Source organism: Mycobacterium helveticum, assembly GCF_007714205.1.
GTDB lineage: Bacteria > Actinomycetota > Actinomycetes > Mycobacteriales > Mycobacteriaceae > Mycobacterium > Mycobacterium helveticum.
This window is the reverse complement of sequence record NZ_VMQU01000081.1, coordinates 1-26403: the sequence shown is the minus strand read 5'-3', so window position 1 is coordinate 26403 and position 26403 is coordinate 1. Positions and strand designations below refer to the sequence as shown.

Annotated in this window: 16 protein-coding genes and 11 pseudogenes; 16 read left to right on the top strand and 11 right to left on the bottom strand. The window is 63.8% G+C overall.

Annotated features, from left to right (window positions below; translation table 11 throughout):
* Positions 1-230 precede the first annotated feature (230 nt).
* The 3 genes and pseudogenes from FPZ47_RS18000 to FPZ47_RS17990 all read right to left on the bottom strand — a co-directional run bounded on the left by FPZ47_RS18000 (position 231) and on the right by FPZ47_RS17990 (position 1717).
* Positions 231-875: an integrase catalytic domain-containing protein gene (locus FPZ47_RS18000; RefSeq protein WP_019731991.1), complete on the bottom strand. Its 645-nt coding sequence runs from the start codon at positions 873-875 to the stop codon at positions 231-233.
* Positions 854-961, bottom strand: a pseudogene (locus FPZ47_RS17995) (NAD-dependent epimerase/dehydratase family protein); the annotation flags it as partial. The pseudogene FPZ47_RS17995 and the gene FPZ47_RS18000, both read right to left, overlap by 22 nt.
* A 52-nt stretch (positions 962-1013) precedes the next feature.
* Positions 1014-1717, bottom strand: a pseudogene (locus FPZ47_RS17990) (histidine phosphatase family protein).
* An 82-nt stretch (positions 1718-1799) separates the two neighbouring features.
* Here FPZ47_RS17990 and FPZ47_RS17985 point away from each other — a divergent pair.
* From FPZ47_RS17985 to FPZ47_RS17975, 3 genes are all read left to right on the top strand, one after another.
* Positions 1800-2672 carry a MaoC/PaaZ C-terminal domain-containing protein gene (locus FPZ47_RS17985; RefSeq protein ID WP_007168405.1) on the top strand — a complete coding sequence of 291 codons (873 nt, stop codon included), beginning with the start codon at positions 1800-1802 and terminating at the stop codon, positions 2670-2672.
* A gap of 152 nt (positions 2673-2824) precedes the next feature.
* On the top strand, positions 2825-3100 hold the full coding sequence (locus FPZ47_RS17980) for a type II toxin-antitoxin system Phd/YefM family antitoxin (RefSeq protein WP_007168406.1): 276 nt from the start codon (positions 2825-2827) through the stop codon (positions 3098-3100).
* Positions 3100-3492 carry a type II toxin-antitoxin system VapC family toxin gene (locus FPZ47_RS17975; RefSeq protein WP_007168407.1) on the top strand — a complete coding sequence of 131 codons (393 nt, stop codon included), beginning with the start codon at positions 3100-3102 and terminating at the stop codon, positions 3490-3492. The genes FPZ47_RS17980 and FPZ47_RS17975 overlap by 1 nt, the downstream gene beginning before the upstream one ends.
* Before the next feature lie 147 nt (positions 3493-3639).
* Here the strand turns inward: FPZ47_RS17975 and otsB are convergent.
* From otsB to FPZ47_RS29630, 3 pseudogenes are all read right to left on the bottom strand, one after another.
* A pseudogene (otsB, locus tag FPZ47_RS17970) lies at positions 3640-4799 on the bottom strand (trehalose-phosphatase).
* Between the two features lie 41 nt (positions 4800-4840).
* A pseudogene (locus FPZ47_RS17965) lies at positions 4841-6179 on the bottom strand (wax ester/triacylglycerol synthase domain-containing protein).
* Between the two features lie 158 nt (positions 6180-6337).
* Positions 6338-6565, bottom strand: a pseudogene (locus FPZ47_RS29630) (IS1595 family transposase); the annotation flags it as partial.
* Positions 6566-6897: 332 nt separating this feature from the next.
* Here FPZ47_RS29630 and FPZ47_RS17955 point away from each other — a divergent pair.
* Positions 6898-8256 (top strand): annotated as a pseudogene (locus FPZ47_RS17955) (IS1182 family transposase); the annotation flags it as partial.
* 300 nt (positions 8257-8556) lie between these two features.
* Here the strand turns inward: FPZ47_RS17955 and FPZ47_RS17950 are convergent.
* The 5 genes and pseudogenes from FPZ47_RS17950 to FPZ47_RS17920 form a co-directional block, all read right to left on the bottom strand.
* Positions 8557-9510 (bottom strand): SDR family NAD(P)-dependent oxidoreductase, encoded by a 954-nt coding sequence (locus FPZ47_RS17950; protein WP_007168413.1) that lies wholly within the window; start codon positions 9508-9510, stop codon positions 8557-8559.
* Positions 9507-11084: a flavin-containing monooxygenase gene (locus FPZ47_RS17945; protein ID WP_007168414.1), complete on the bottom strand. Its 1578-nt coding sequence runs from the start codon at positions 11082-11084 to the stop codon at positions 9507-9509. Before FPZ47_RS17945 ends, FPZ47_RS17950 begins: the two co-directional genes overlap by 4 nt.
* Positions 11085-11105: 21 nt before the next feature.
* Positions 11106-11994, bottom strand: a pseudogene (locus tag FPZ47_RS28950) (metal-dependent hydrolase).
* Between the two features lie 48 nt (positions 11995-12042).
* Complete coding sequence (locus FPZ47_RS17930; RefSeq protein ID WP_170826078.1) at positions 12043-12945, bottom strand: metal-dependent hydrolase; 903 nt, start codon at positions 12943-12945, stop codon at positions 12043-12045.
* A 445-nt stretch (positions 12946-13390) separates the two neighbouring features.
* Positions 13391-13990, bottom strand: a pseudogene (locus FPZ47_RS17920) (TetR/AcrR family transcriptional regulator); the annotation flags it as partial.
* Positions 13991-14087: 97 nt separating this feature from the next.
* Here FPZ47_RS17920 and FPZ47_RS17915 point away from each other — a divergent pair.
* From FPZ47_RS17915 to FPZ47_RS17860, 12 genes and pseudogenes are all read left to right on the top strand, one after another.
* Entirely contained in the window at positions 14088-14936 is an 849-nt protein-coding gene (locus FPZ47_RS17915) for a CoA transferase (protein ID WP_042909893.1), read from the top strand.
* Entirely contained in the window at positions 14933-16108 is a 1176-nt protein-coding gene (locus FPZ47_RS17910) for a thiolase family protein (protein WP_019732177.1), read from the top strand. The genes FPZ47_RS17915 and FPZ47_RS17910 overlap by 4 nt, the downstream gene beginning before the upstream one ends.
* 9 nt (positions 16109-16117) lie before the next feature.
* Positions 16118-17794, top strand: a complete 1677-nt coding sequence (locus FPZ47_RS17905) for a long-chain-fatty-acid--CoA ligase (protein ID WP_007168424.1) — start codon at positions 16118-16120, stop codon at positions 17792-17794.
* On the top strand, positions 17791-18567 hold the full coding sequence (locus FPZ47_RS17900; protein WP_007168425.1) for an enoyl-CoA hydratase/isomerase family protein: 777 nt from the start codon (positions 17791-17793) through the stop codon (positions 18565-18567). Before FPZ47_RS17905 ends, FPZ47_RS17900 begins: the two co-directional genes overlap by 4 nt.
* Positions 18568-18574: 7 nt before the next feature.
* Positions 18575-19723 carry an acyl-CoA dehydrogenase family protein gene (locus tag FPZ47_RS17895; protein WP_007168426.1) on the top strand — a complete coding sequence of 383 codons (1149 nt, stop codon included), beginning with the start codon at positions 18575-18577 and terminating at the stop codon, positions 19721-19723.
* Positions 19724-19748: 25 nt separating this feature from the next.
* Positions 19749-20507: an SDR family NAD(P)-dependent oxidoreductase gene (locus tag FPZ47_RS17890; RefSeq protein ID WP_007168427.1), complete on the top strand. Its 759-nt coding sequence runs from the start codon at positions 19749-19751 to the stop codon at positions 20505-20507.
* 422 nt (positions 20508-20929) lie between these two features.
* Positions 20930-21397, top strand: a pseudogene (locus tag FPZ47_RS30465) (site-specific integrase); the annotation flags it as partial.
* Positions 21398-21494: 97 nt separating this feature from the next.
* A complete protein-coding gene (locus FPZ47_RS17880; RefSeq protein ID WP_046184758.1) occupies positions 21495-22847 on the top strand; it encodes an IS30 family transposase in 1353 nt (450 codons plus the stop codon).
* A 7-nt stretch (positions 22848-22854) separates the two neighbouring features.
* Positions 22855-23445, top strand: a pseudogene (locus FPZ47_RS17875) (tyrosine-type recombinase/integrase); the annotation flags it as partial.
* Positions 23446-23474: 29 nt separating this feature from the next.
* Entirely contained in the window at positions 23475-23801 is a 327-nt protein-coding gene (locus FPZ47_RS17870) for a helix-turn-helix domain-containing protein (protein ID WP_007168431.1), read from the top strand.
* 140 nt (positions 23802-23941) lie between these two features.
* Positions 23942-25069, top strand: a complete 1128-nt coding sequence (locus tag FPZ47_RS17865) for an integrase (RefSeq protein ID WP_224112882.1) — start codon at positions 23942-23944, stop codon at positions 25067-25069.
* 21 nt (positions 25070-25090) lie between these two features.
* Positions 25091-26193, top strand: a pseudogene (locus tag FPZ47_RS17860) (IS256 family transposase); the annotation flags it as partial.
* Positions 26194-26403 lie beyond the last annotated feature (210 nt).

The window sequence follows — 26403 nt, the reverse complement described above, 5'->3', positions numbered from 1 at the left end:
GTCGTCTTCTCGTCGACCGCGGCGTCGGTGATCGTCACCCCCAACTCGATGGTGCGCATGATCGTGTCGGCAACAACAGACGGCGGGCAGGCAGTAGCCTCAGGCAAGGGTCACCTCGGTGGTGTTGGTGAAGCGGCGTGTAGGAACCTGAATCGTCACCCACCGAGGCCCCACCTCAGCTCAACGACACGAACCCCCACCGCGGATATCCGCCAACCACTGCTGCACGCTCATTTCCGCAGAGCCGGTTTGATGGTGGGCGTCAGGTAGTTGAGCCGGTCGTTGACCAGCCTCCAGAGCCGGTTGAGCACCGCACGTTCCTCGTCGGTGTCATAGCGGTAGTAGAACCCATACTTGCGGACGAGGTGGTTGTTCTTGGACTCGATTGTGGCCTGATCGTTCTTCTTGTACGGCCGCGACCTGGTGAAGAAGATCTCCATCTGCGCAGCCCACTTGATGACGGCCTTGTTGAGGAATTCGGTTCCGTTGTCGAAGTCCAAACCGGTTACCTCGTAAGGTATTTCATGGACACCGGCTTTGAGGGCGCCGAGGATGTGAGTGTGGGCGTTGTTGCGTTCGGTGCGGGTGAAGACCCAACCGATATGCATATCGGTGAGGTTGACGGTCCGGGCGAACTCGCCTTTGAGGGTTGGACCGCAGTGCGCGACGGTGTCGCCTTCGAAGAACCCCGGAGATCCCTCGACCTCGTCGGTTGCCTTGCGGATCTTGATCGAAGACCGCAGCAACGGGGAGGCCTTGGTGGTCGATTTCCCCTTGATCTGGTCGCGCGCCTTGACCGCACGCAGGTAGCGGTCGATCGTCGCGCTGCTCATCGCCAACAGCTCGGCACGCACCTGCGGGCTGTAGCGGTCCACACCTGCGCGTCCGGCCGGGTTTCCAGCAGGCGAGGTACGACGCGGCGACCAATAAACCCGGTACCGCCGGTAACGACATAGCGCATGCAAGCCATCGTGGCGGGTCACACCGCGCACGTCAACCATGCTGTCCAGGCATCAGCCGGCGAAGTTGCGGATGCCGTCCCAGTCCACCAGCGTCCAGCCGGTCATCGGGTTTCCGGTGATCACCACGCGGCCGACGTTGGGCAGCGGATGACTGGTCGCCAGGCTGTCCTTGGCGTTCTTCGTGTTCATCAGCGTCCAGTACTCGATGGCGTACAGATGCGAGAACACCACCGGTTGGTTGTGGCCGCTGTTGTAGATCTTCTGCACGGCCGCGGTGAACCAGTCGTTGAACTCCTTGCCGGTGATCGACCCGGGGATGCGGTCTCCGACGTCGCCGTTGAGCCAGTCCGCCGGTACGTCGAGGGGGCCATCGAGACGGGCTTGCCCTCGTACCAGCCGGCGTTGATCTCTTGGATGCCTTGCAGCACCTCGACTTGCTTGCCGAGTTCGGCGGCCAACGGCGCGGCGGTCTGTTGCGTTCGCACCATGGTGGAGGCGTAGACGGCGTCGTACTTGTTGTGGGCGAGTTGGTGCGCGACCTGTTCGGCCTGCCCCTTGCCCTCCGGGGTCAGGCCCGGGCCCGGCACGTCGGTGTCGATGACGCCGCTGGCGTTGGTCTCGGACTCCGCGTGCCGGACGAACGTCACGGTGATGCTGTGGGCCTGCGGTGACCCGCCGCAGGCGCCGACGATTACCGTTGCGGCCAGCACGGCTACCGCTTTTGAGGCCTTCCTGATCAAGCTGGGATTGCGCATGGCGATAGCCTGCCCCGCCGACGGTGCCGGTGGGAAGGGTTTGCGATGGTTGGGTGGCAGAAAAGCTTGAAGGGAGACTCGTATGGCGATTGACCCGAGTGCCGTCGGTGCGACGACGGAGCCGATGCTGTTCGAATGGACGGACCGGGAGACGCTGCTCTACGCGCTCGGTGTCGGCGCCGGAACTGACGACCTATCGTTCACCACCGAAAACAGCCACGACATCACCCAGCAGGTGCTGCCCACCTATGCGGTGATCTGCTGCCCGGCGTTCGGTGCGGCGGGCAAGATCGGAAAGTTCAACTGGGCCATGCTTTTACACGGGTCGCAGGGCATCCGGCTGCACGCACCGCTGCCGCCGGCGGGCAAGCTGTCCGTGGTCTCCGAGGTCGCGGACATCCAGGACAAGGGCGAGGGCAAGAACGCGATCATCGTGCTGCGCGGCCGCGGCACCGACCCCGACTCGGGGGAGCTGATCGCCGAGACACTCACCACGTTGGTCATCCGGGGCGAGGGCGGGTTCGGGGGAGTGCCGGGTCAGCGGCCGATCGCGCCGGAGTTTCCCGACCGCGAGCCCGATGCCCGGATCGCGCTGCCCACCCGTGCGGACCAGGCGCTGATCTATCGGCTCTCCGGTGACCGCAACCCGCTGCACAGCGACCCGTGGTTCGCCAGGGACATGGCCGGTTTCCCGAAGCCGATCCTGCACGGGCTGTGCACCTACGGGGTGTCGGGCCGCGCGCTGGTCGCCGAGCTGGGCAAGGGCGTGGCCGCCAACGTCACGTCGATAGCGGCGCGATTCACCTCGCCGGTGTTTCCAGGGGAGACGCTGACCACGCTGATCTGGCGGACGGAACCGGGCAAGGCGGTGTTTCGGACGGAGGCTTGTGGCGCCGAAAGCGCGAACGCGCGGATCGTGTTGGACGACGGCGCGGTGGAGTACGCGGAGGCCTAGCCGATGGCTTAGAACCCGGTACGTCGCCCCGGCGCGCAGGCGTTCACTGGTGCGCCTGGCCTGCCGTCCAGCCATGACCTGTCCCGCATTCGGCGGGCTTCGGGGGGATCGCTCGGGCGCTAAGCTAAACAGCTATGTGCTACAGTTAGCACATGTCTACGGTGGGCGTTCGTGAGCTGCGGCAGCGGGCCAGCGAACTCCTCCGTCGGGTCGAGGCCGGCGAGACGATCGAGATCACCGACCGTGGTCGGCCTATCGCCCTTCTCTCGCCGATGCCGGAGGGCGGTCCGTACCAGCAGATGCTGGCAAGCGGCGGGATCGAACGTGCGACGCTTGACTTTGATGACCTTCCCGAGCCGGTCCGACTCAAAACGGGTATCGAGCTGCCGTCCGTGACGCTTGCGCGCCTGCGTGAGCACGAGCGTTGATGGCGGCCATCTACCTGGACTCGTCCGCAATCGTCAAGCTTGCAGTTCGTGAGCCAGAGTCGGATGCGCTGCGTCGCTACCTTCGCACCCGGCTGCCGCGGGTGTCGAGTGCCCTTGCGCGGACGGAGGTCATGCGGGCTCTGCTCCACAAGGGTGAATCAGCCCGAAGAGCCGGACGCCGGGCGCTCGCGAGCCTAGACCTACTACGCATCGACAACCGATTGCTCGATCTTGCTGGTGGGCTGCTGCCAATCGAGCTACGCACCCTCGATGCAATTCACCTGGCGACTGCCCAGCGGCTCGGCATGGATCTTGGCCGGTTGTGCACTTACGACGACCGCATGCGCGACGCCGCCGAGGCGCTCGGCATGGCAGTGATTGCCCCGTCTTGATCGGCTACCTAGGGTGGCGCGTGAGGCGGCCAACGCTTCATGTCCCGGCATGTCGCGCCAACCTCGTGCCACCGCCGAATGGGGACACCGTCGTGCTGGATCACTCGAATGTTGGCACCCTGAGCGCCGTTAGAACCGTTGCCGTCGCTAATTTACGCGGGCGTAACTTAACCGCTGTGCCAACCTTTCGGTGAACTCGGCGGCGCGCGCGGGACTGTCCAACGCAAACAGCGCGGCGGTGGCGCGGTCGCCGTCTTCGCTGTGTCGCACCAGGATCGGGATACCATCATCGCGGACCGCGTCGAACGCGTCCTCGTCGGTGATGTCGTCGCCGAGATAGATGGGCACCAGCGGACGCGCGTCGGCCTCGCGCAGGTGATTGATCACCCAGCGAAGCGTCTTTCCCTTGTCCCAGTCCATGTCCGGACGCAGCTCGATGACTTCGCGACCCGTCGTCACCCGAAGTCCGTCCCGCCGGCCCGCCGCGCGCACCGCCGCGGCAACCTCGCCCACGCGGTCCCGCGCGGCGTTGCGGTAGTGGACCGCAACGCCAAATCGCTTGTGCTCCATCATAACTCCGGGGATCGAGTCGAGCCGGTCGCGCAGCTCGGCGGCGGCCTGTTCGAGCACCGGTGTGGCCGCCGCCGCGGCGTCGTTCTGGTGGTGTGTGCCGTCGGGTGCGGTCAGCTCGAAACCGTGGCTGCCGGCATACCAGATCCCGGGCACACCGAGGCGCTGTGACACGTCGGCGAGGTCGCGGCCGGACAGAACCGCGACCGGGCATTGCGCGGCCAGCTTCCGCAGCGCCTCGACCGCGGCGGCGACGGGCCGGGCCGCGGCGGGATCGTCGACGATGTCCGACAGCGTGCCGTCGAAGTCGAAGAACATATGGCCGGCCTCCGGTCGGTGAGGGCACCGAGGGCCTGCACAGCATCGGGTAGCTGGGACATCCGGTGGTCCCCGGTGCGCACGGCGACCTCATCCAGATCGCCGACCACGGCGTCGGCGCCGACGCGCCGCAGGGCGTCACTTTGCCCTGTTCGGTCGAGGCCGATGACCAACGCGAATCCGCCGTCGCGCGCGGCCTGGACGCAAGCCGCGTTGTCGGTAAGGACGGCGCATCGCCCCGGGCGGACCGACAGCTTGTCTGCTGCCTCACTCAGGGTGTCGCGGACGTTACCGTTCGACGCGAAGACGCCGGTGTCGACGCCGGCTTCGCGCAATCGCCGGGTCAGCGCCTGGGTGCGGTCCAACGCGGTGTCGAACAGCACCGCGTCATGGCGGCGCGGGTCGATGGTGACCGGCATTGACCAACCTTCTCACGGTGTTCAACGCCGGTGAGAGCGGGTCAGTGACGTGCCGGCGTGGGTGCCGACGGTCGCGGCCGCTGCGCCTGGCCCGGAAACGCGCGCGCCGCGCGCGTGCGCCGGCGGTCCTTGCTGAACAGCAACACCGAATCCTGGCTGAGCGCCACCATCCGTGCCATGCCCAGCTCGATACCGGCTGCCAGCTGCTTGACGTCGGCCGTGGCGTCGTATTCGGCGGTGATGCCCGAATACCAATTCGTCGCCGTAGCTGAGCATCGCGACCCCGGTGCTCAGCTGCAAGGCGATCGGGGGGATCGGCAGCAGGCGCTCCATCGTCTGGCCCATCAGCCGCAGCTGATGGCGAGGCCCGGGCGCGTGGTTCGCCAGCGTTACGAGGCCGCGCTGCGGGAGCCTGGGTAACAGTTGTATGAGGTTGCCGCGCAGCATAGTTGGCAGACAATTGATCGCAGACTCCACGATACCGGGCGGAGATTTGTCGGCGTGCTGCGCTTTCCACCGGCTGTGCACGGTCCGCAATTGCTGGACCGGGTCGTCATGCTCGACGGGCAGGTATGGCAGTAGTGCCGAACGTACCGGCATCGGCACCAGGGTGCGCAGCGAGTCCGCCCGCGGTTCTTCGCCGCGGCGTAGCAGAACCCTTCGGAAGCCCTCGGTGATGGCCGCCAGCGCGACATCGTTGACGGTCACACCGAATTTGCGGCACACGCACTCGACGTCGGCAATCGGGACGCGCACCGTGCTGTAGCGCCGCAGGACCGGGTCGACCGAGGGCCGTGCCGTCGGCCAGATCGCCCCGACGAAGTTGCCGGCGAGTGCCCCAGCCCACTCCAGGGGCCAGCCGCGCTTCGAGGCCTGCGGCGGCGAATCATGTTTGTCGCCAACACCGTTCGCGAATGCATCGTGGTCGGCGTCGTCGCAAAGCCGGGTGAGCAGGTGGGCGGCTGAGTTCCCGTCGGCCAAGCCGTGGTGGATCTTCATCAAGATTGCCCACCGGCCGCCTTTCAGGCCCTCGATCACCCAGCACTCCCACGGCGGACGGTCCAGGTCGAGGGGACGCTCCAGGGCGTGGGCGATCGCGCCGGACAGCTGGGCGTCGTCGCCCGGGCGCGGAATCGCCACCCAGCGCACATGATGGGCCAGGTCGAATCCGGGACAGTCGATCCACTCGAAGCTCTGCGTCCGCAGCACCTGTGTGCAGCGCGGTATCGACTGAATCCGTTCCGCCAGCAGCTGTTTCAGCAGTGCGTAATCGGGGACGCCACCATCGACGATGGCGACCGCGCCGATCACCAGGCTGGCGTACTGATCGGGATCTTGAGCTCTCAGGTACGCCGTATCCAGTGTTATCGCTTGCGCCATGCGCAGTCCCCGCCCCTCGTTTCTCGCACTTGTACCAGTATTTGCGCGGGACCTCCGGGGCGGTAGGCCAGGAGCGTTAAGAATGTGTTTAGACCCGTTAAACAGCTCGCCTAAGTCGAACATACTTATTGCTTATCTGCTTAAGTGGACTCGTTTGCTTAAAAAAATTCGTCAAAAGTACTGCCGGGCAGTGGTTTAGCAGTTGCTCGCAGAGTTTGCTCTTGGCCTTCGGCGGCGCCGATGAGGTCGGCTAGTGGGTGGGGATCGGTGTTGACGCTTTGTTGCAGGAGTCGGTAGAAGAGCATTCCGCGGGCTTTTGACCTGCGGCGATTGAATCTGAAGGTGAACTCGTCGAGGTAGTACTGCAGGTGCTCGCGTTCCACGCGGGTGTAGCGGCCATGACAGGAGCGATCGTCGGCGCCCGCGACGGCGTTGAATCCATCCCTGCTCGCTGGCTCGAAGCACTCGAAGACGGCGACCGCGGACGCACCCACGTGAAGCAGCTCGCCGCGCTTCTGCTCAGGTAGCGCGCTCTGCGCCCTACCCCCCGCTCACCTAGGTGCGTGGGTCGGTATCCACGAGTTGTTGGTGTGTCACGCTGATGGCGACGTGGATGGTCGGGAAAACTGTGTCCATGGATTTGATGACGGCCCAGGATCAGCTGTTTGAGACCGAGTCCGCGCGGCCTCGCTCGTCATCGTCACCGGGCGAGGTTTCGGTGGACAAGACGTTTCGGGCCTATGACCAGGATCAGTCGTTTTTGATGCCGCCGTCGTTGCGGGATTGGTTGCCTGACGATCATCTGGCGTTGTTTGTGTCCGAGTTGGTCGATGAGGTGCTTGATCTGGCAGTGTTTTTCGCCTCCTACAGCGAGGCCCGGGGCTTTCCGCCGTATCACCCGCGGCTGATGCTCAAGCTGCTGCTCTACGGGTACACCAGCGGGGTTCGTTCATCTCGCAAGATCGAAGCCCGTTGCCATGACGATGTGGCGTTTCGGTACCTGGCCGCCAACACCGCACCGGACTTTCGCTCCATCGCCCGCTTTCGGCGCCGTCACCTCGCCGCGCTGGAAGCCCTGTTCCTGCAGGCGCTGACCCTGTGCCAGCAGGCGGGCATGGTCACGATGGGCCGGGTGGCCCTCGATGGCACCAAGGTCAAGGCCAATGCCTCCCGTCACAAGGCGATGAGCTATGACCGGATGTGCGAGGCGGAGCCGGCCCTGCAAACCCAGGTCGAGCAGATCATGCGGGAGGCCGAACGCGTCGATATCGACGAGGACCAGGCCCACGGCCCGGACAATCGTGGCGGTGACCTGCAGGGCGAATTGGCCCGCCGTGAGAGCCGGCTGGCCAAGATCCGCAAGGCCAAGGCCGACCTGGAACAACACGCCAAAGACCAGGCCGCGGACAAGGCCCGGGCAAGGGCGCAAAACGCCGGCCATGATGACGACGCGGCCGCGCGGGCCGCCGAGCAGGCAGCACAGTGCGCGACCGTCAAGCCCAAGGCGCAGCGCAACTTCACCGACCCTGACGCCCAGATCATGAAGACCGCCGACGGCAGCTTCCACTACTGTTACAACGCGCAGGCCGTCGTCGATGAAGAACATCAGGTGATCGTTGCGACCGACTTCGCCGAATCCGGCGCCGACAACCCCGCATTCGGCGAGCTGCTCGCCCAGACCATCACCAACACCGCGACCACACCGCGTCAGACGCTCGCCGACGCCGGCTACTTCAGTGAGAACAACATCGACGCCGCCCACAAGGCGGGCACCGATCCGCTGATCGCGACCGGCCGGCTCGCCCACGGCGAGCAGGTTCCCGACGCGCCACGGGGACGGACACCGAAAAATGCGACACCAAAGGCGCGGATGGCCCGCAAACTTCGCACCAAGAAGGGCAAGGCCGCATATTCGCGGCGCAAGGTGATCGTCGAGCCGGTGTTCGGGCAGATGAAGACCACCCAGGGGGCGAGTCGACTCCTGCTCCGCGGCCACCATCACGCCCGCGCCGAATGGCGCCTGCTCGCCGCCTGCCACAACCTGCGAACCCTCCTACTACAACATTGCAGCGCAGGCTGCGGCCGGCTGAAAGGGTCGTGCGCAGCGAGTTACGGCCACCGATCCGCCATCCCGCGGAATGCGGCCCGCCCGATCACACCACCAGGCCAACAAAACGCCGCCCGATGCCCTCCGTCCAGGACAAATCCACCTGCCGACCCGACAAATCCGTTACCGACCCACGCACCTAGCCGGGGGCAGCAGGAATCAAGATCACTACAAGTCAAGTCCCCACGGAATCAGGGGAACCCCTTCACCCGAGCTGCACGGCGTATTGACGGCAGAGCACCTACGATTGGCCGCTGATCAGCCCGCACCCTACTTTCCCGTGCTGGTGACCGGTGCCGCCGCCTCGGCTCCACCGGCGGCAAGCTCACCCTGGTCCGCAGCACCCACTGTCTTTGACAGGCGAGCACCCAGCCGCTGAAATGCGTCCACCGAGAATGGCTGCATCATACGGCGGTTGACACCAGGGGCGATACGGAGCATGAAATAGCCCAGCCAGGCCTCGGTGCGCACCGGCACGACCGCCAAATCAAACCGTACCGCACGTACGACGGCACGAGCTACGAGGTCCGAGCTCATCGGCGAGACCCTAAACTTCTCGCTAAATTCCTGGAGCTTCTTCGTGAACTGCTTTCCTTGTTCGATCAGGTTCTGATCGACGCCGACTACGATCGCGCGATCAGCGATGTTGGTGTTGATCACACCCGGGCACACGGCGCTGACGCCGATGCCTCTCGGTCCGAGTTCGAGCCGCAAGCACTCGGTCAGCATCTTCACGCCCGCCTTGGACACCGAGTACGGCGCCATCACCGGCGTGGGTGTGAACGCCGCCGCTGACGCGATGTTGACGATGTGGCCACCGCCGCGCTCAACCATCTGGGCGCCGAACACACGACATCCGTGGACGACACCCATTAGGTTCACACCGAGTTGGCGGTCCCAATCCGAGGGACTCAGCTGCAAAAAGTGGCCGCCCACCAAGATACCTGCGTTGTTGACCAATACATCGGTGTAACCGTGATCGGCTAACACATCGCGACCGAACACCGCCCAGGCGTCGGGGTCGGTGACGTCCAACTGCGCCGCCGACGCGCCGAGGCCGTAACCGCGGATCATCGCGGTGGTCGCTTGTGCCGCATCCAGATCGATGTCGGAGACCACGACGTGGGCGCCGAGCTTAGCGAACCTGATCGCTGTCGCCCGGCCAATGCCGCTTCCAGCCCCGGTGACCACCACCAGGCGCGGTCGCAATCGGTTGAACTTCACAGGCTCTCCTTCGTCATGGCCGCGGCTGCGTCCAGAACCGCAACGCCCCTGCTGTATCGGTAGACATCAAGGTTGTAATAGCGGTTCTGCCAGTACATTTCGCCGTGCGTCGACGGCCGAAACGGTGAATCGCCCTGGTTATTAATGTAGTAGGTGTTCGAACCCGCACACGCCGGAGTGAACAGGAAGTTATTCTGTTGGCGCTTCAGGCATTTCCGAAAATACTCGTCGTGGGCTTCCTGACGAATCTCGCAGACCGTTGCACCGCGGCGCTTCGCTTCGGCTATGGCGCGGCTCAGGTGAGCCGATGTCGCTTCGATCATCCACAAGTACGAGCCGAGCACGAATCCGTAGGGCCCGGTGATTGAGAACATGTTCGGAAATCCGGGAACCGAAACACCCTGGTACGACTGGTATCTCTGCTCACTCCAGAACCGCCCGAGATCGACGCCGCCCCGCCCGATGACGGGGAAGGGAGGCACCGCGCCCGCCTCCCACAGCTTGAACCCGGTCGCGCAGATCAACACGTCGATCTCGTGCTCCACGCCGTCCGCCGTCCGTACCCCCTTCTTGGTAATGCACTCGATCGCATCGGTGACCAGGCTGACGTCGTCGCGGTTGAAGGTACGCAAGTAGTCGTTTGACATCGACGGGCGCTTGCAGCCTAACCCGTAGCGTGGGATCAGCTTCTCCCGAACGACCGGGTCATCGATCTGGCGGCGCATCCAGCGGCGGGTAGGAACCTCAAGCATCCGGCGGCTCGCGTTCGTCAGCCACTGTGGACCGACCCACATCCCGGCCATGCCGACCTCGGTTGCGACGGTTCCCACCAGGCGGATACCCGAACGGATTCGCTTACGCCCCAGAACCCACCGGATGGCGGACGTGACCTCCTTGTCAGGTTTTGGGAACACCCATATCGGTGTTCGTTGGAAGACTGTCAAATGTTCGACTTCGTCGACAATGGCCGGGACGACCTGCAGCGCCGTTGCGCCAGTGCCGATGACCGCGACGCGCTTGCCCGCCAGCGCCACGTCATGGTCCCAGAGTGCGGTGTGCATGAGCACACCCCCGAACTCGTCGAGACCCGGGATATCAGGCATCTTCGGGCGTTCGAGGCCACCGACCGCCATGACTACATTTCGGCCGGTAATCTCCTGATCGGCGTCGGTAGTCAATCGCCATAGGCTATTGCGCTCATCGAGCACCGCCGAGGTGATCGTAGTGTTCAGCCGCAACTTTTGAGCTAGGCCGTACTTGTCCACAAGGTCGCTGGCGTAATCGCGAAGCTCGTAACCCGGAGCGAAGATCCGCGACCAATCACCACGCTGCTCGTAGGAAAAGCTGTAGACAAACGAGGGAATATCCACCGCCACACCCGGATAAGTGTTCGCATGCCAGGTGCCGCCCACCTGATCCCACTTGTCGACAATCACGAAGTCGTGAATGCCTCTGCGTTGCAAGGAGATACCAGCACCGATACCGCCGAATCCAGCGCCGACGATCACGACTTCATGGTCTGGAGTGACACGCTCGACAGTCGGTAACTGCTCGATGTCGATCGTTGTACTCAACTTGAACTCATGGCCTTCCTGCTACTTGAGATGACCGACAAGGGCACCGTCGTCGCCGAACAGCTCCTGCCGCCACTGCTGCACCAGCGCGGTCGTGTCGATGTCGTCGGGATGGAAGCCCGGCTTTAGGTACATGCGCAGATCGGCCATCAGCCCCTGCACCAACGGGCCCCGGAACACCGCACGCGTTTGACGCGCCACTTTGATCGGGCGCCATCCCCGCGGATCGGCCAAAATAGACAACAGCACCCCGATCGACACCACCGGGATCGTCAGGATGTACAGCACCGCCATCACCCCGATCCGGAGCCACTCCGGCCCATCGACGGCCCGGTAGACGTCGAACGCCACCGACTTATGTTCCAGCTCTTCCACCGCGTGCCAGTTGAGCAGGTTTCGCACCTCGGGATCGCCAGGAATCTTTTGTATCTCTTCGCCCAGCATGCGCTCAGCCAGTGTCGCGGTGTAGTGCTCGGCCGCCGCCGTGACCGCCAGGGGTACCCGCGCTGGCAGCAGGTTCTCAATTCGCACGATCAACCGCTCCCGGCGGCTGTCATGCGGGAACATAAACAGCCGGACAATCGGGTAGCCCATCTCGATGAGCTTCTCGTTGAGCCGGCGGTGTTCCTGGCCGTGCACCGACTCCTGGCCAAATGAATCCGGCCACCCGCTTCATCAGTACCGGATCGGTCATCTGATCGGCAAAGCGCCGAACCGACCGGATAAACAACTCCTCACCTGGCGGAAACACGCCGGACAGCAACGCCACAAGGTGGCTGAACACGATATTGCCCTCAACGAAATGGTGGTCCATCGGCTCGGGATCGCCGAACCAAAACCGAATCCGCCGAGCCTTAGGATACGTACTCTCGGCTACTTTTTCGGCTGCTGTTCCGCTTTTCGCAGCCATTGCCTGACTAGCTACCATGGCAATCCCTTTTGTTGTGGATGTTCGCAATCACTTCAGGTAGCCGACGAGTTCTCCGTCGGTGCCGAAGAGTTCCTCTTGCCAGTGCTCCAACAACGCGTTCGTGTCGATGTCGTCAGGATGGAATCCCGGTCGCAGATATTTCGTAAGGTCTGGGATCAAACCCCGGAAGATGGGGCCACGGTACAGCCGATAGGCCTCCCGTATCACCCGTAGCGGCTGACGACGCCCATCCGGGTCGTGCGCCAGCGAGTAAACCAATGTGACGGCTATGAGGAGAAGCAGGGTCGGAATCATCACGGCCATCACACTCCTGCGCATCCGCTCCGTACCTCCCGCCACCGTGCGGAAGACATCGAATGCGACCGATTTGTGCTCAAGTTCCTCCACGGCATGCCAGTTCAGCACGTTCCACACCTGCAACTCGCCCGGAATCGCCTGGATTTCCTCTTCGCCCAGCGTGCGCTCAGCAAGTACGGCGGTGAAGTGTTCTGCAGCTGCTGTTACCGCCAGGGGTAGCCGCGCAGGCAGCCGCTCCTCCAGTCGCTTGACCCAGTCGTTAAACTTCTTCGAATCCCACCAAGCGATCGGGTAACCCATGTCGATGAGTTTCTCGTTCAGCAGGCGGTGTTGCTGTCCGTGGACCGATTCCTGGCCGATGAAGCCCGCCACCCGTTTCTTCAACGTGGGATCGGTGACCTCATCTGAGAATCGACGCACCGACCGAATAAACAACTCCTCCCCTGACGGGAACGCACCCGATAGGTTCGCCACGAAGTGGCTGAACACGATGTCGTCGTTGACGAAGTACTTGCCGTGTGTGCCGCCGTCGCCGCCAAACGGAAAGCTTATCCGTCGGGTCCTCGGATAACGGGATCCAGCGCTCGCTGCGGTCACCGACTTTGCCTCTTGCCTTGCGTGGTCACTCGCCATGAATGCTAGCCCCTTCCTTGAACGTGTGACGTGTAGTTCCAGGTACCAATAGTACTAGGTGTTGGAACCACGCTACTGCGGATCCACGAGGTCGGCAAGCATCCGGCAAGCATCACGAAAAGTGCCCGCGAAACGCCCTCGGTGCATCACGTAAGAATGCCCGCGAAACGGTGATCCCCGCCAGGCATGGAGAGTGGGCTGTCGATGTCGTCTCGTGCCGAGATCACCGCGAAGTTCGCCAAGGCGTATGTGAAGGCGTCGAAGGCGAATAAGGGGCAGATTCTGGATCAGGTGGTGGAGGTCACCGGCTGGTCGCGTGACAATGCTCGGCGCCGGTTGACGGCCGCGGCCCGGCCGCCGGGAGCGGGCCGGCAGGTCGCCAAACGACCTCGCCGGCAGCGCAAGCCGAAGTATTCCTATGACGCGCTGAAGGTGCTGGGCCACTGGAGCGAACGGCGACGTGCAGTGTCGGTTTGTCGTCGTCTGACTCGTCTGGGCGGGAGACTTGATCCCACATGGTGTCGATCATCGGTTGCAGGAAGAGCTGTCCCAGCTGTCGGACCATGATGTCGATGATCTGGGTGGATCCGCTTCGCTCCGCATTTGCGATACCGGCGTCGCGGGCTTTGATGAGCTCCGTTCGGGTCAGCTCTGTCAATCGCTGGAGCAGTTGGCCTTTAGACCCTGCGGGGTCCAGTAGCGCGCGGCGCAGATAGTTGACGACGGCTGGGTTCGATTCGAGCATCTCCTTCACAGCCACGTCACGCGCCGTGGCGACTTGTCTTGGTGTTCCATCAACGGGGACCTGCGCGATCGTCTGCGCGAAGTAGTCGACGACGAGTTGTTCAACGGCGCGGCGGATTCCGTCCTTGGTCTTGAAGTGGTGGACAACCAGCCCGACCGTGACGCCGGCTCTCGAGGCGATATTTCGCATCGACGTGCGGTCCTCCCCGAACTCCGCGAACAGGTCCATCGCGGCGTTGCGAATGCGCGCCTTCGCGGTCAGGTCGTCTGCGCCTGCGCGTGGATCGGCGAACGGTCCCATGCGTCTCCTTCGTTCCGGGCAAGTGTACAGTGAACATCACTTCTTGTACAGATAGGAAGCTTCCTGTACAGTCGTACGGTATCAATTGAAGGACCACATGGTGCAGGGCAGTCTGAACGGCGTTCGCATCGTGTCGCTTGCGGTGAACATCCCGGGCCCGCTCGCGGCGGCACGGCTGGCGCGCTTCGGCGCGTCGGTAACAAAGGTGGAGCCCCCTACCGGAGATCCCTTGGCCGCGGTCGCGCCCGGCTGGTACGCAGAGCTCGCCAGCAAGCAGACGGTCTTGGTTCTGGACCTCAAGGACGCCGGCGACCGCGCCAAGCTGGACGTCGAGCTGACTTCCGCCGATGTGTTGCTCACCGCCATGCGCCCTTCGGCGCTACGCAGGCTCGGGCTCGACGACGCGCATGTCAGGTATCCGGGGCTCTGTCACGTCGAAATCGTGGGCTACGACGGTGACCTCGAGGAGCGTCCTGGCCACGACCTGACCTATCAGGCCACGCACGGCACCCTGCAGCCCCCGTTGATGCCGGCGGTTCCGGTCGTGGACCTCCTGGGTGCCGAACGTGCCGTGTCCGGGGCCCTGTTGGCGCTGCTTGATAGGCCGAATTCCGGTGCCGGCCAACACGTCCGGATCGTACTGGCGGACGCCGCAGCCGACGCCGGCGCAGCCGTGCGGTACGGCGTCGCAGGGCCCGGCGACCCGCTCGGTGGCGCGACTCCGACCTACGGGATCTACGCCAGTGCCGACGGCTATATCGCCCTGGGCGCAATCGAACCGCATTTCCAGAAGCGGACCCTCGAGGTCCTGGGCGCAGCAGATACCTACGAGGATCTCGCACGAGTCTTTGCCGGACAAAGCACGCGCCACTGGGAAGAAGTCGCCGAGACGGTTGACATCCCCATCGTTGGAATTCGTACACCGGAACAAGGAGTGGAACATTGAACGCGCGCGAAGCAGTGATTGTCGGGGCGGTGCGCACGCCGGTGGGTAAACGAGGTGGCGCTTTGAGCCGGTGGCATCCGGCCGACTTGCTCGGTCACACCTTGCGAAACCTGGTGGAGCGCAGTGCGATCGATGCCAAAGACATCGATGACGTCATCGTCGGCTGTGCGATGCAGCATGAGCACCAGTCCGGAAATATCGGGCGGCACGCGGTGCTGGCTGCGGGTCTACCCGAATCGGTGCCGGCGGTCACCATTGATCGCCAATGCGGGTCCGGTCAGCAGGCGGTCAACTTCGCTGCATTCGGCGTCACCGCGGGCATCTACGAGCTGGCGATTGGGTGCGGTGTGGAGTCGATGTCGCAGGTGCCGATGCCTGCGTCGTTCATGCCGGGCGCGCCGCTCGGTCCGCAGTACTCGCCCGTGGAGTTGGCCCGCTACGACGACAACTTGGTGGCGCAAGGGGCGGCGTCGGAGTTGCTGAACTCCAAGTTCGGTATTTCTCGCGAGGAACTCGACGAATTCAGTATCCGAAGCCATGAGCGAGCATTCGCCGCGACCCGGGCGAAAAAGTTTCGCGCGCAGTTGGTGCCGATCACCGTCGATCCGCTGGATCCGTCGGCGGCGCCCGTCAGTGCCGACGAAGGAATCCGTGAGCAGTTGGATCCGGCGAAGATCGCGTCGCTGGAGCCTGTTTTCGCGGCCGACGGCCGCACAACCGCGGCCAATTCTTCCCAGATCAGCGACGGGGCAGCGGCGTTGCTGATCGCCGAGCGTGGCTACGCAGAACGCAGCGGGCTGGTTTCGCGGGCGCGGTTCCTGGCGATGACGGTCGCCGCGGCGGACCCGGTACTGCAGTTCACCGCGGTACTGGACGCCACCCACAGGGCGCTCGAGCGCGCCAACCTGAGTGTCAGCGACATCGACTTGTTCGAGGTCAACGAGGCCTTCGCCGGGGTGCCGCTGATGGTGCAACGCGAGTTCGGCATTCCCGATGACAAGCTCAACGTCAACGGAGGCTCGGTCGCAATCGGGCATCCGCTCGGGTCGACCGGGGCCCGCATGCTCACCGATCTGCTGTGCGAACTCGAGCGCACCGGACAGCGCTACGGCCTGCAGACCATCTGCGAGGCCGGCGGAACCGCCAACACCACCATCATCGAACGAATCTAAGGCACAGACATGGTCAGGGAAATCGTGAAGGGCGTGCCGTCGACGCACGGCGACCACTACCAGCTCAACACCACCAACCTGATCAGACATGCGGCGCGCACCTATCCCGAGCAAGAGGTCGTCTACCGCACCACGGAGGGCGACTGGCAGCGGTACACCTACGCAGACTTGTACGTTCGGGTCAAGCGGGCGGCGAACGCGCTCAGAGGAATAGGGATCGGCCCGGCCGACACAGTCGGAGTGCTCGACTGGAACAGCAAGCGGCACTTTGAGCTCAGCTGGGCCATTCCCGGCATCGCCGCGGTGATGCTGCAGATGAATCTGCGGCTGGCCACCGAAGACCTGAGCTACGTCACTGACCACGCCGAGGCGCAATGGATCCTGGTCGACGAGACACTCCTTCCGGTCGCCGAGGCGTTGGCTCCACACGTGCCGAAGGTCAAGGGCTGGATCGTAATGTCGGATAAGCCGCTCACCGAGATCGACACCACGCTGGAAAACGTCTTTCACCTCGAGGACCTGATGGCCGAGTCCGACACCGAGATCGACTGGCGGGTCATCGACGAAACCTCTGCTTACAGCGCGTGTTACACATCGGGAACGACGGGTCGGCCGAAGGGCGTCTACTACTCGCATCGTGGCAGCTACCTACACGCGATGGCGATGGCAGCAGCGATCAATCTCCGTCGCGAGGACACCGCGATGCTCATCACCCCGATGTTTCACGGCCAGTCGTGGGGGCTTCCGCACACCGCGATGTGGACCGCGGCGAAGGTGATCCTACCCGGCCGCTACCTGGCCGAGAACACGCAAATGCTCGTCGACGTGATGATCGCGGAGAATGTGACCGTCGCGAACGGCGCACCGGCGATTTTCCAGCCGATGCTGGACTACATCAAGACCCTTGCTGTGAAGCCAGATTTCAGCAGGACGAGACTGCTGTCCGGTGCGACCGAGCCGGCGAAGTCGCTGATGCGCGATTTCCACGAGCTCACCGGCGCCGATTTTGTGCAGGGCTACGGTGCGACCGAGACGACGCCGCTGATCACGATGAACATGGGCATCAAACCGTCCCTGCAGGGCACGATCACCGACGACGAGAAATGGGATTTCAAGCGTTTTCAAGGGCTGCCCGCTTCCGGTATCGACATCCGGATCGTCGACGACAACGGCAATGACCTGCCGCACGACGGTAAGAGTGTCGGCGAGGTACTGATGCGTGGGCCCTGGGTCATCGAGCGATACCACCAGCTCGACGACGACGACAACGCCGACCGCTTCCTCGACGGTTACTGGCGCAGCGGCGATGTCGGCACAATCTACCCGAACGGGTATCTCAAGCTCACCGACCGCCTCAAGGACGTAGTCAAGAGCGGCGGTGAATGGATTTCCTCTATCGATATGGAGAACGCCATCGTCGGACATCCGCTGGTGAAGGAGGCCGCGGTTGTGGGGATCAGCCATCCGAAGTGGCAGGAACGTCCGCTGGCCATCGTCGTGCCCGTCGAAGGTGGCGTGCTGACCCGCGATGACATCGTCGGTTGTCTGCAGGGGCAGTTCGCCAAGTGGCAGATGCCCGACGCGGTTCTCTTCGTCGAGGCGTTGCCGCGCACCAGTGTCGGCAAATTGGACAAGAAGATCCTGCGGGCCGAACACGCCGACGTTTACCGGGATGCGGTCACGTGAACAAACAAATTTTGCGATCGACTCGCGACGGTGCGGTGGCCCTGCTGGAGATCAATCGCCCGAAGTCGAAGAACAGCCTCAACGACGAGCTGTTGGGCGCGATGGGGGCCGAGCTGGCGGCGTTGCGGTCCGACACGGCCGTGTTGGCCGTGGTCATCGCGGGCGCCCACGGCATGTTCTGCGCCGGCGCCGACATCACGGCGTTCGACGAGATCCGGGCCCGGCCACTGGTCACCGGAGAGTCCAATGAGAGCTTCTGGTCGATACTGGCTGCGTTTCCGAAGCCGGTCATCGCCGCGGTCGAGACATACGCACTCGGGGGCGGCTGTGAGCTGGCGTTGGCCTGCGACATTGTCATCGCCGGCGAGTCGGGCCAATTCGGACTTCCCGAGGTGAAGATCGGCGCAATCCCTGGCGCTGGCGGAACTCAACGCCTCATTCGGGCGATCGGCAAATCCAAGGCTATGGCAATGCTTTTGACGGGCGATTCCATCAAGGCCCAGGAGGCGTGCGATGCAGGGTTGGTAGCCGAAGTCGTCGCCGACGGCGAGGCCGTGCCACGGGCGCTGGCGATGGCGCAACGGATCGCGACGAACTCCCCGCTAGCGGTGGCGCTGGCCAAGGATGCCGCTGTGCACGCGTTTCAGACATCACTGACGCAGGGACTCGAACACGAGAAACGGAATTTCTACGTGGCGGTGCATTCCGCCGACAGTCACGAGGGCCAGGCGGCATTCCTCGCCAAGCGCGCGCCCCAGTTCACCGGAAAGTAGGTAAAGCATGCCCGGACTCTTATTCCCGGACTACGTCGTTCCGTGGGAGACCGAGGATCAAAAACTCCTGCGCAAGCACGCCGCCGAGTTCTTCCGCAAGGAAGCGACTCCCAACCAAGCCAGGTGGGCGAAACAGCAGAAGGTGGACCGAGAATTTTGGAACAAAGCCGGCGCTGCCGGGCTTTTGGGCCTCGACCTGCCCGAGCAATACGGCGGTGGTGGCGGCAGTTTCGGTCACGAGGCGGTGGTGATGCAGGAGCGCGCCTACGCGCACGACACCGCGTTCGGTTTCTCCGTGCATTCGACGCTGGCTTCCCACTACATCGCCGAGTATGCCTCCGAGGAGCAGAAGAAGCGCTGGATCCCGAAGATGGTCAGCGGGGAGATGGTGATCGCCGTCGCGATGACCGAACCGGGCACCGGGTCAGACCTGCAGTCGATTCGCACCACCGCGGTTCGCGACGGCGACGAGTACGTCATCAACGGCTCGAAGACCTTCATCTCCAACGGTTCCCACTGCGACCTGGTGGTGATCGTGGCCAAAACTGAGTCCGGACTGTCGCTGATGGTGGCCGAAACCGAAGGGCTGGCGGGTTTCCAGCGCGGCCGGGTTCTGGAGAAGGTCGGCCAGCACGGCCAGGACACCCGGGAGCTTGCGTTCACCGACATGCGGGTGCCGGCCGCAAACCTGCTCGGCGGCGTTGAGGGCAAGGGCTTCGCCCAGTTGATGGAGCAACTTCCGCGCGAGCGGTTGACCATCGGGGTCGAGGCGATCGCGATGGCGGAGGCGGCGGTAGTAGAGACGATCCGTTATGTCAAGGAGCGCACCGCGTTCGGCAAGCCCCTCCTCGCCTTCCAGAACACCAAGTTCGTGCTGGCCGAATGCAAGGCGGAGGTGCTGGCCGGCAAGGCGCTGATCGACTACTGCACCGGCCGGTACCTCGACGGAAAACTCGATGCCGCAACCGCATCGATAGCCAAGATGTGGGGATCTGACAAACAAGTAGAGGTCACTGACAAGTGCCTGCAGCTTTTCGGTGGATACGGCTACATGATGGAATACCCGATCGCGCAGATGTATGCGGCGGCTCGGGTGCAGAAGATCTACGGCGGCACCAACGAGATCATGAAGGTGCTGATCGCGCGAAGCCTGTAGACAGACACACAAAAGGAGCAGCCGAATGGACATCGCAGCTAGCAGCGCGGTCGTCACCGGTGGCGCGTCCGGGCTCGGTTTGGCGACGGTGGAGACGCTGGCGCGGTCCGGAGCGCGGGTGGTCGCCGTCGACCTGCCCAATGCAAACACGGACGCGCTAAGCCTCCTCGGCGACACCGTCCGGTTCGCGCCCGCCGACGTCACCGACGAGGATGCAGTGACCAGGGCCATCGAGATCGCCAACGCGGACAAGACATTGCGTATCATCGTCAACTGCGCCGGCGTCAGCGATGGCACCAAGACCGTCAGCAAGAAGGGCCCTTTCCCGCTCGACGCGTTCGAGAAAGTAATCAAGATCAACCTGATCGGGACCTTCAACGTCGTGCGCCTGGGCGCATACGCAATGTCGCAGAACGACCCCGTCGGCGGCGAGCGTGGCGTGATCGTCAACACTTCCTCCGGCGCGGCCTTCGACGGCCAGATCGGGCAGGCGGCCTACTCCGCTTCCAAGGGAGGTGTGATGGCGGCGACGCTGCCGATCGCGCGTGATCTGTCGTCGTACTTGATCCGGGTCAACACGATCGCTCCGGGGCTGTTCGAAACCCCGCTTCTCAACTCACTTCCAGAGGCTGCGCTAACCGCTCTCAAGGCGCTGACGTTGCACCCAAACCGACTCGGTGATCCTGCCGAGTACGCACACCTGGTCGTAGCCATCGTTGAGAATCCGATGCTCAACGGCGAGACGATCCGTCTCGATGGCGCAGTACGGATGCCTCCGAGGTGATGTCCGGCCGTCAGAGTTGCTGATTGGATCCCACAACTCCAGGAGAGAATCAACGTGCAGGACAGTGTCCGCGTCGTCGTCGACCATGTGAACGAACACGGAAAATCGCGGCTGAGCGAGCGGCGGGTGGTGGCATCGGTGGGCCAGGCACTGCGTTGCAAGATGCGCAACGAGCGTGAACGCAGTTTCGTCTTCGTCACTCCGAGTCGGAGTCGGAGAGAGAGAGGCTTAGTCACGTTAGCCAACAGTCGACGAGTTCCTGAGCCCACGGGTATCGCCCGTTAGCCCTTTCAACGCCTGGAACAGCCGTTGTTGGCGTGTCCCTCCATCAAAACTCTCTGATGAACCGGCATCATTCTTGCTGACTGAATAGTTGATCAGATGATGTTTCTTCACTTTAGGTGAAGTCGAGGAGGCGTGGGTTGGCTCTGGCTGTGGTCCGCGATCTGCGGGAACATCGAGTACCGGCGAGCGAGGAGGAGCTTGCCGACTTCGAGACCGATGTGTTGGCCGGGTTCGTGCTGGCACGGGCGTCGGCCGGATTGGTCGACAGCACGATCCGCAACGACATCAACCACCTCGAGCTGATCCACGACTGGTTCGGCCGGCCGCTGTGGGAGATGCGGCCCGCCGATGTCGACGTCTATTTCGGCAAGGTGCTGCGCGACGCCAACCCCTCGACTCGCACCGGGCGGGCGGCGGCACTGACCGTGTACTTCCAGTTCTTGGAGCTTCGGCACAAGATCGACCTGCACAACATGACAGGTCGGGTCGTCGAGTGCCCGCTGGACGAGATCAACCGGCCGCGAGCCTCGGTCGATCCGCAGCTGCGTATCCCTCCGACCGCCGACGAGGTGGAGCAGCTGTTCGCCGGGTGGCGCCAGGAACTGGCTGGATTCAATCGGTCGTTGCAACACCTCGATTCCTCGGAGGTGTGTGGTGGCGTATGGGAAGCGGCAGTTGGAGGTTCGTGCGTATCGGGGGCAGATGCCCTCCCCGGGGCGGCCGTCGGTGGCCTGGCGGCAGGACAGGGTCCGGTTCTGGGCGGGGATCGCTGCCGGAGCGATGACCGAGGACGCCGCTACCGAAGCGGGCGTGTCTTCGCCGGTCGGGTTCCGCTGGTTCCGCCATGCTGGCGGCGTGAATCCACGCTTGCCAGAAACTGTTTCGGGCTGCTACCTATCCTCGAATGAGCGCGAAGACATCGCTTTATGGCGTGCCCATGGTGCCGGAGTGCGCGAGATAGCCAGGAGGCTGCGCAGGGCGCCGTCGACCATCTCGCGTGAGCTGCGCCGTAACGCCTCGACGCGCACGTATCGGCTCGACTACAAGGCCTCGGTCGCGCAGTGGCATGCCGAAAGGCGGGCGAGGCGCCCGAAGACGGCCAAGCTGGTCGGCAACGACCGGCTGCGCCAGTACGTCCAGGACAAGCTCTCCGGTGTCGTTCGTGGCGCTTACGGGCAGATCATGGCTGGTCCGGCCGCGACGCCGTGGAAGGGACGCAACAAGCCGCACCGAGGGGATCGGGCCTGGGTGACAGCATGGAGTCCTGAGCAGATCGCCCATCGGATCAAGCTTGACTTCCCTGATGATGAATCCATGCGGATCAGCCACGAGGCCATCTACCAAGCGCTCTACGTGCAAAGCCGCGGTGCGCTCAAGCGGGACTTAATCACCTGCCTGCGCCGGGGTCGGGCATTGCGGGTGCCGCGGGCACGGTCTCGGCAGAAAGCGTGGGCGCACGTCACGCCGGAGACGTTGATCAGCGCTCGGCCGCCGGAGGTCGCTGATCGCGCGGTCCCGGGACACTGGGAGGGAGATCTGCTGATCGGGTTGCAGCGCAGCGCGATCGGCACGCTGGTCGAGCGCAGCAGTCGGTTCACGATGTTGATCCATCTTCCGCGGGAGGCCGGATACGGGCTGATTCCGCGGACCAAGAACGGGCCGGCTCTGGCCGGCTACGGCGCCCTCACGATGGCCAACGCCCTAGCGCAGACGATCACCTCGCTGCCCGAGGAACTGCGCCGGTCGCTGACCTGGGACCGGGGAAAGGAACTGTCGGCGCATGCCCAGTTCTCGATCGCCTCCGGGGTCAAGGTGTACTTCGCCGACCCGAAGAGTCCGTGGCAGCGTGGCACGAATGAGAACACCAATGGCCTGTTGCGCCAATGCTTTCCGAAGGGCACCGACCTATCCCGGTGGAACGCCGACGACATCGCGGCGATCGCTCACACCCTCAACACCCGACCACGCAAGACCCTCGGATGGCGCACCCCGGCCGAAGCGTTCAACGAACACCTACACTCACTTCAGCAAGCCGGTGTTGCAACGACCGATTGAATCCAGCCTGGTCACCTGCCGCAAGTTCGCCCCGGCCGCCCGCAACTACGCGGTCGCCCGGCTGGCGGCCGACGTGGGACTGCGCATCAACGAGGCGCGGATGCTCGACCTCGACGATGTGCGGTGGGAGCTGGGGCGGTTCGGCAAGCTGAACGTCCGTCACGGCAAGGGATCACGCCGCAAAGGCCCCAAACCGCGACTGGTGCCGCTGATCAACGGCGCCGACCGCAGCCTGAGATGGTTCATCGAAGACGTGCTTGGACTGTTCGATATCGACCCGAATAGCCATGCCGCGCCACTGTTTCCGTCCGAACGCAAGAACATCGACGGGACGTGCATGCGCGCGACAGCTGACGTCTATCGCCGATCGTTGGCGGAGGCGGCGGACCGGCATCTGCCTGCGTGGTCGGGGAAGCTGACCCCGCATGTGCTGCGGCACTTCTGCGCGTCCCAGCTTTACCTCGGCGGAATGAACCTGTTCGCCATCCAGGAATTATGTGGTCACGCCTGGACGGCCACGACGGCTCGATATATCCACGTCCACGCCACCCACGTCGAAGATGCCTGGGTCACAGCACAACGTAACAACACGAAGTAACTGCACCTACGAACTTAAGGATTGGCTCAATGAAGTGGAATCTACGCCTGACCGCGGCCAACCGCGGCATTTGGAAGGCCAGCGAACTCCAACGGATGCTGGCCGAGCGCGGCCTGGTGATCAGCGCCGGCAAGATGTCGGGCTTGTGGTCGGGCAACCCCAACGCCATCAAGCTCCACGATCTCGATGTATTCTGCGCCGTGCTCGACTGCGCCATCGACGAACTGCTGATCCCCGAGCCCGAAACCGTGGCCGCACCCACGCCGAAGGGTAGCGAGGAGGCCGCCGCTGCGGCCGGTGAGGCACGTCCCGTCACCCCGCGCGCTCGGACGGGAAGGTCGCTGCCGCCGCGATGAATTGCCTGCAATGCGGAGCCGAACTGCCAGCCAACGGTCGCCGCGACCAAAAATACTGCGGCAGAAGCTGTTCAAAAAAAGCGCACTACTATCGCGGAAAGGCGGGACTGCCTGCTCGCCCGCCCCGGCGGCATCCAGCCTTGGAATCCGACGACCCCGTGCTCGTGGCCGCTGCGGTATACGCCCGGGAACGCGCTGCCGCCCACGATTGGTGCGGTGAGACCACAAACCGATGCCTCGACGCCCTGGTCACCCTTCTGGCCGGTCGGCCCCCCGGTGATCGCGTGCCGCTCAAAGAGGTTCGAACACGGCCGCATCGGCTCGCGTCCCGTCGCAGGCTTGTCGAAATCCTCTCCCACTTCGACCTGCTGACAGACGACACCGAACCTCCGATCCGTGCCTGGATCGACCGCGTCACCGCGGAACTTCCGCCAGGGTTCGCCGAGCCGTCGCACCACTGGCTCCTTACCCTGTTGGTCGGCGGCGCACGTGCTCGCCCACGATCGCCCAGGACCCTCTACAGCTACTTCGGCGCGGTCAGGCCCCTTCTCGCGCACTGGTCCACCTCCTACGACCATCTCAGGGAGGTCACCAGGGCCGACGTCGACGCGACGCTGCGGCCGTTTCAGGGAAACCAGTGCCACAATCTGATCAAGGCGCTGCGGTCGCTGTTCCGGCACGCCAAGAAGAATGGTCTGGTCTTCAGCAACCCAACAGCGGGTTTGAAGAGCCAACCAGTAGACCAAGACCTCGTGCCCATCACCGATGATGAGGTGCGCTCGATCGAACAGCTCGCGAGCGAACCGCGTGCACGCCTAGTTGTGGCATTGAGCGTCGAACATGCCTGCCGCACAAGCGTTATACGCAAACTGGTGCTCGACGACATTGACCTGCCGAACCGGCGGATCACCCTTGCTGGACAACCAACGGCTCGGCGAGCTCACCCACAGAGCGCTGATCACATGGCTCGACCACCGCCGGGACAGATGGCCCCACACTCCGAACCGGCACGTTCTACTCACGACGAAAACTGCATTGCGCACAACGCCGGTGAGTCAAACATCGGTGAAACAATCGTTGAGCGACAATGGGTTCACGATCGAACGCATCCGTGCCGACCGAATCCTTCACGAAGCGCTGACCGCAGGCCCCGACCCGCTGCATCTGTCTCTCTCGTTTTCGGCATCTCCCACAACACCGCGCGGCGCTACACCACCGCGAGGGAGTATCCGAAATTCGGTGTAAGTGGCCCGACACGCCGGGTGTGAGCCTGGCGGGGAAGGTCCACGATGACCGAAACGATGAGGGCTGTGACAGCAACAGCCGATGTCCACGATGATGAAGTGATGGTCAGCTCTCCGACACCGGAGGAGCTGGCGACGGCCCGCGAGCTGGTGCGGGCGGCCCAGGCCCGCGGGGTGTCGTTCGCCGATACCGCTGACGGGGTGCTTAAGGCGCTGACCAAGACGGTGGTCGAGACCGCGCTGGAAGAGGAGCTCGCCGATCACCTCGGCTATGACAAGCACGATCCGGCCGGGCGGGGGGCGCCGAATTCACGCAACGGCACCCGCACCAAAACCGTGTTGACCGACACGGTCGGACCGGTCGAGATCGCCGTGCCCCGCGACCGCGGCGGCAGCTTCGAGCCCCAGATCGTCAAGAAAGCATCAACACCGGTTGACCCGGGTCGATGAGATCGTGTTGTCGTTGTATGCCAAGGGATTGACCACCGGGGAGATCGCCGCCCACTTCGACGAGCTCTACGACGCCAAGATCTCCCCGGACACCATCAGCAGGATCACCGACAAGGTCCTGGCCGACATGGCGGAGTGGACCGCGCGGCCGCTCCGTCTACGCCGCAATCTTCATCGACGCGCTGAGCGTGAAAGTGCGCGACGGTCAGGTCGCCAACCGACCGTTCTACGCCGCGATCGGGGTCGATCTGGCCGGGCACAAGGACGTGCTCGGACTGTGGGCCGGCGACGGCGCCGGGGAATCAGCCAAGTTCTGGTTCGCCGTATTGACCGACCTGCGCAACAGAGGCGTCACCGACACGTTCTTCTTGATCTGCGACGGACTTAAGGGGCTGCCCGACGTTGTCGGTGAGGTGTGGCCGGCCACCATCGTGCAGGCCTGCACCGTGCATCTGATCCGCAACAGCTTCCGCTACGTACCGCGCCAGCACTGGGACGCCCTGCGCCGCGATCTCAAACCGATCTACACCGCCCCGACAGCGGCGGCCGCAGAAGCGGCGCTCGAGGCGCTCGCCGACCGCTGGGGCAGCCGATATCCGGCCCTGATCCGACTGTGGCAGTCGTGTTGGAATGAGTTCATCCCGTTCCTGGATTACGACACCGAGATTCGGCGGGTTCTGTGTAGCACCAACGCAATTGTTATCTGGAGTCCTCCGGGCGGTGTCCTTGATGTCCGACACGAGGCGTTCAGATCCCAGGTTCTGCGTGGTGGACGTGATTATCTGCAGTCGTCCAGGAGGCAAGAACCTGCGGAGGGACGATGCAGATTGCGGTCAAGTCCAGGGACGTGGTGTACGACGTCGTCGTGTGATTCTTCGACTTGGTGGTTTAGGCGGTCAGTGCCGCCG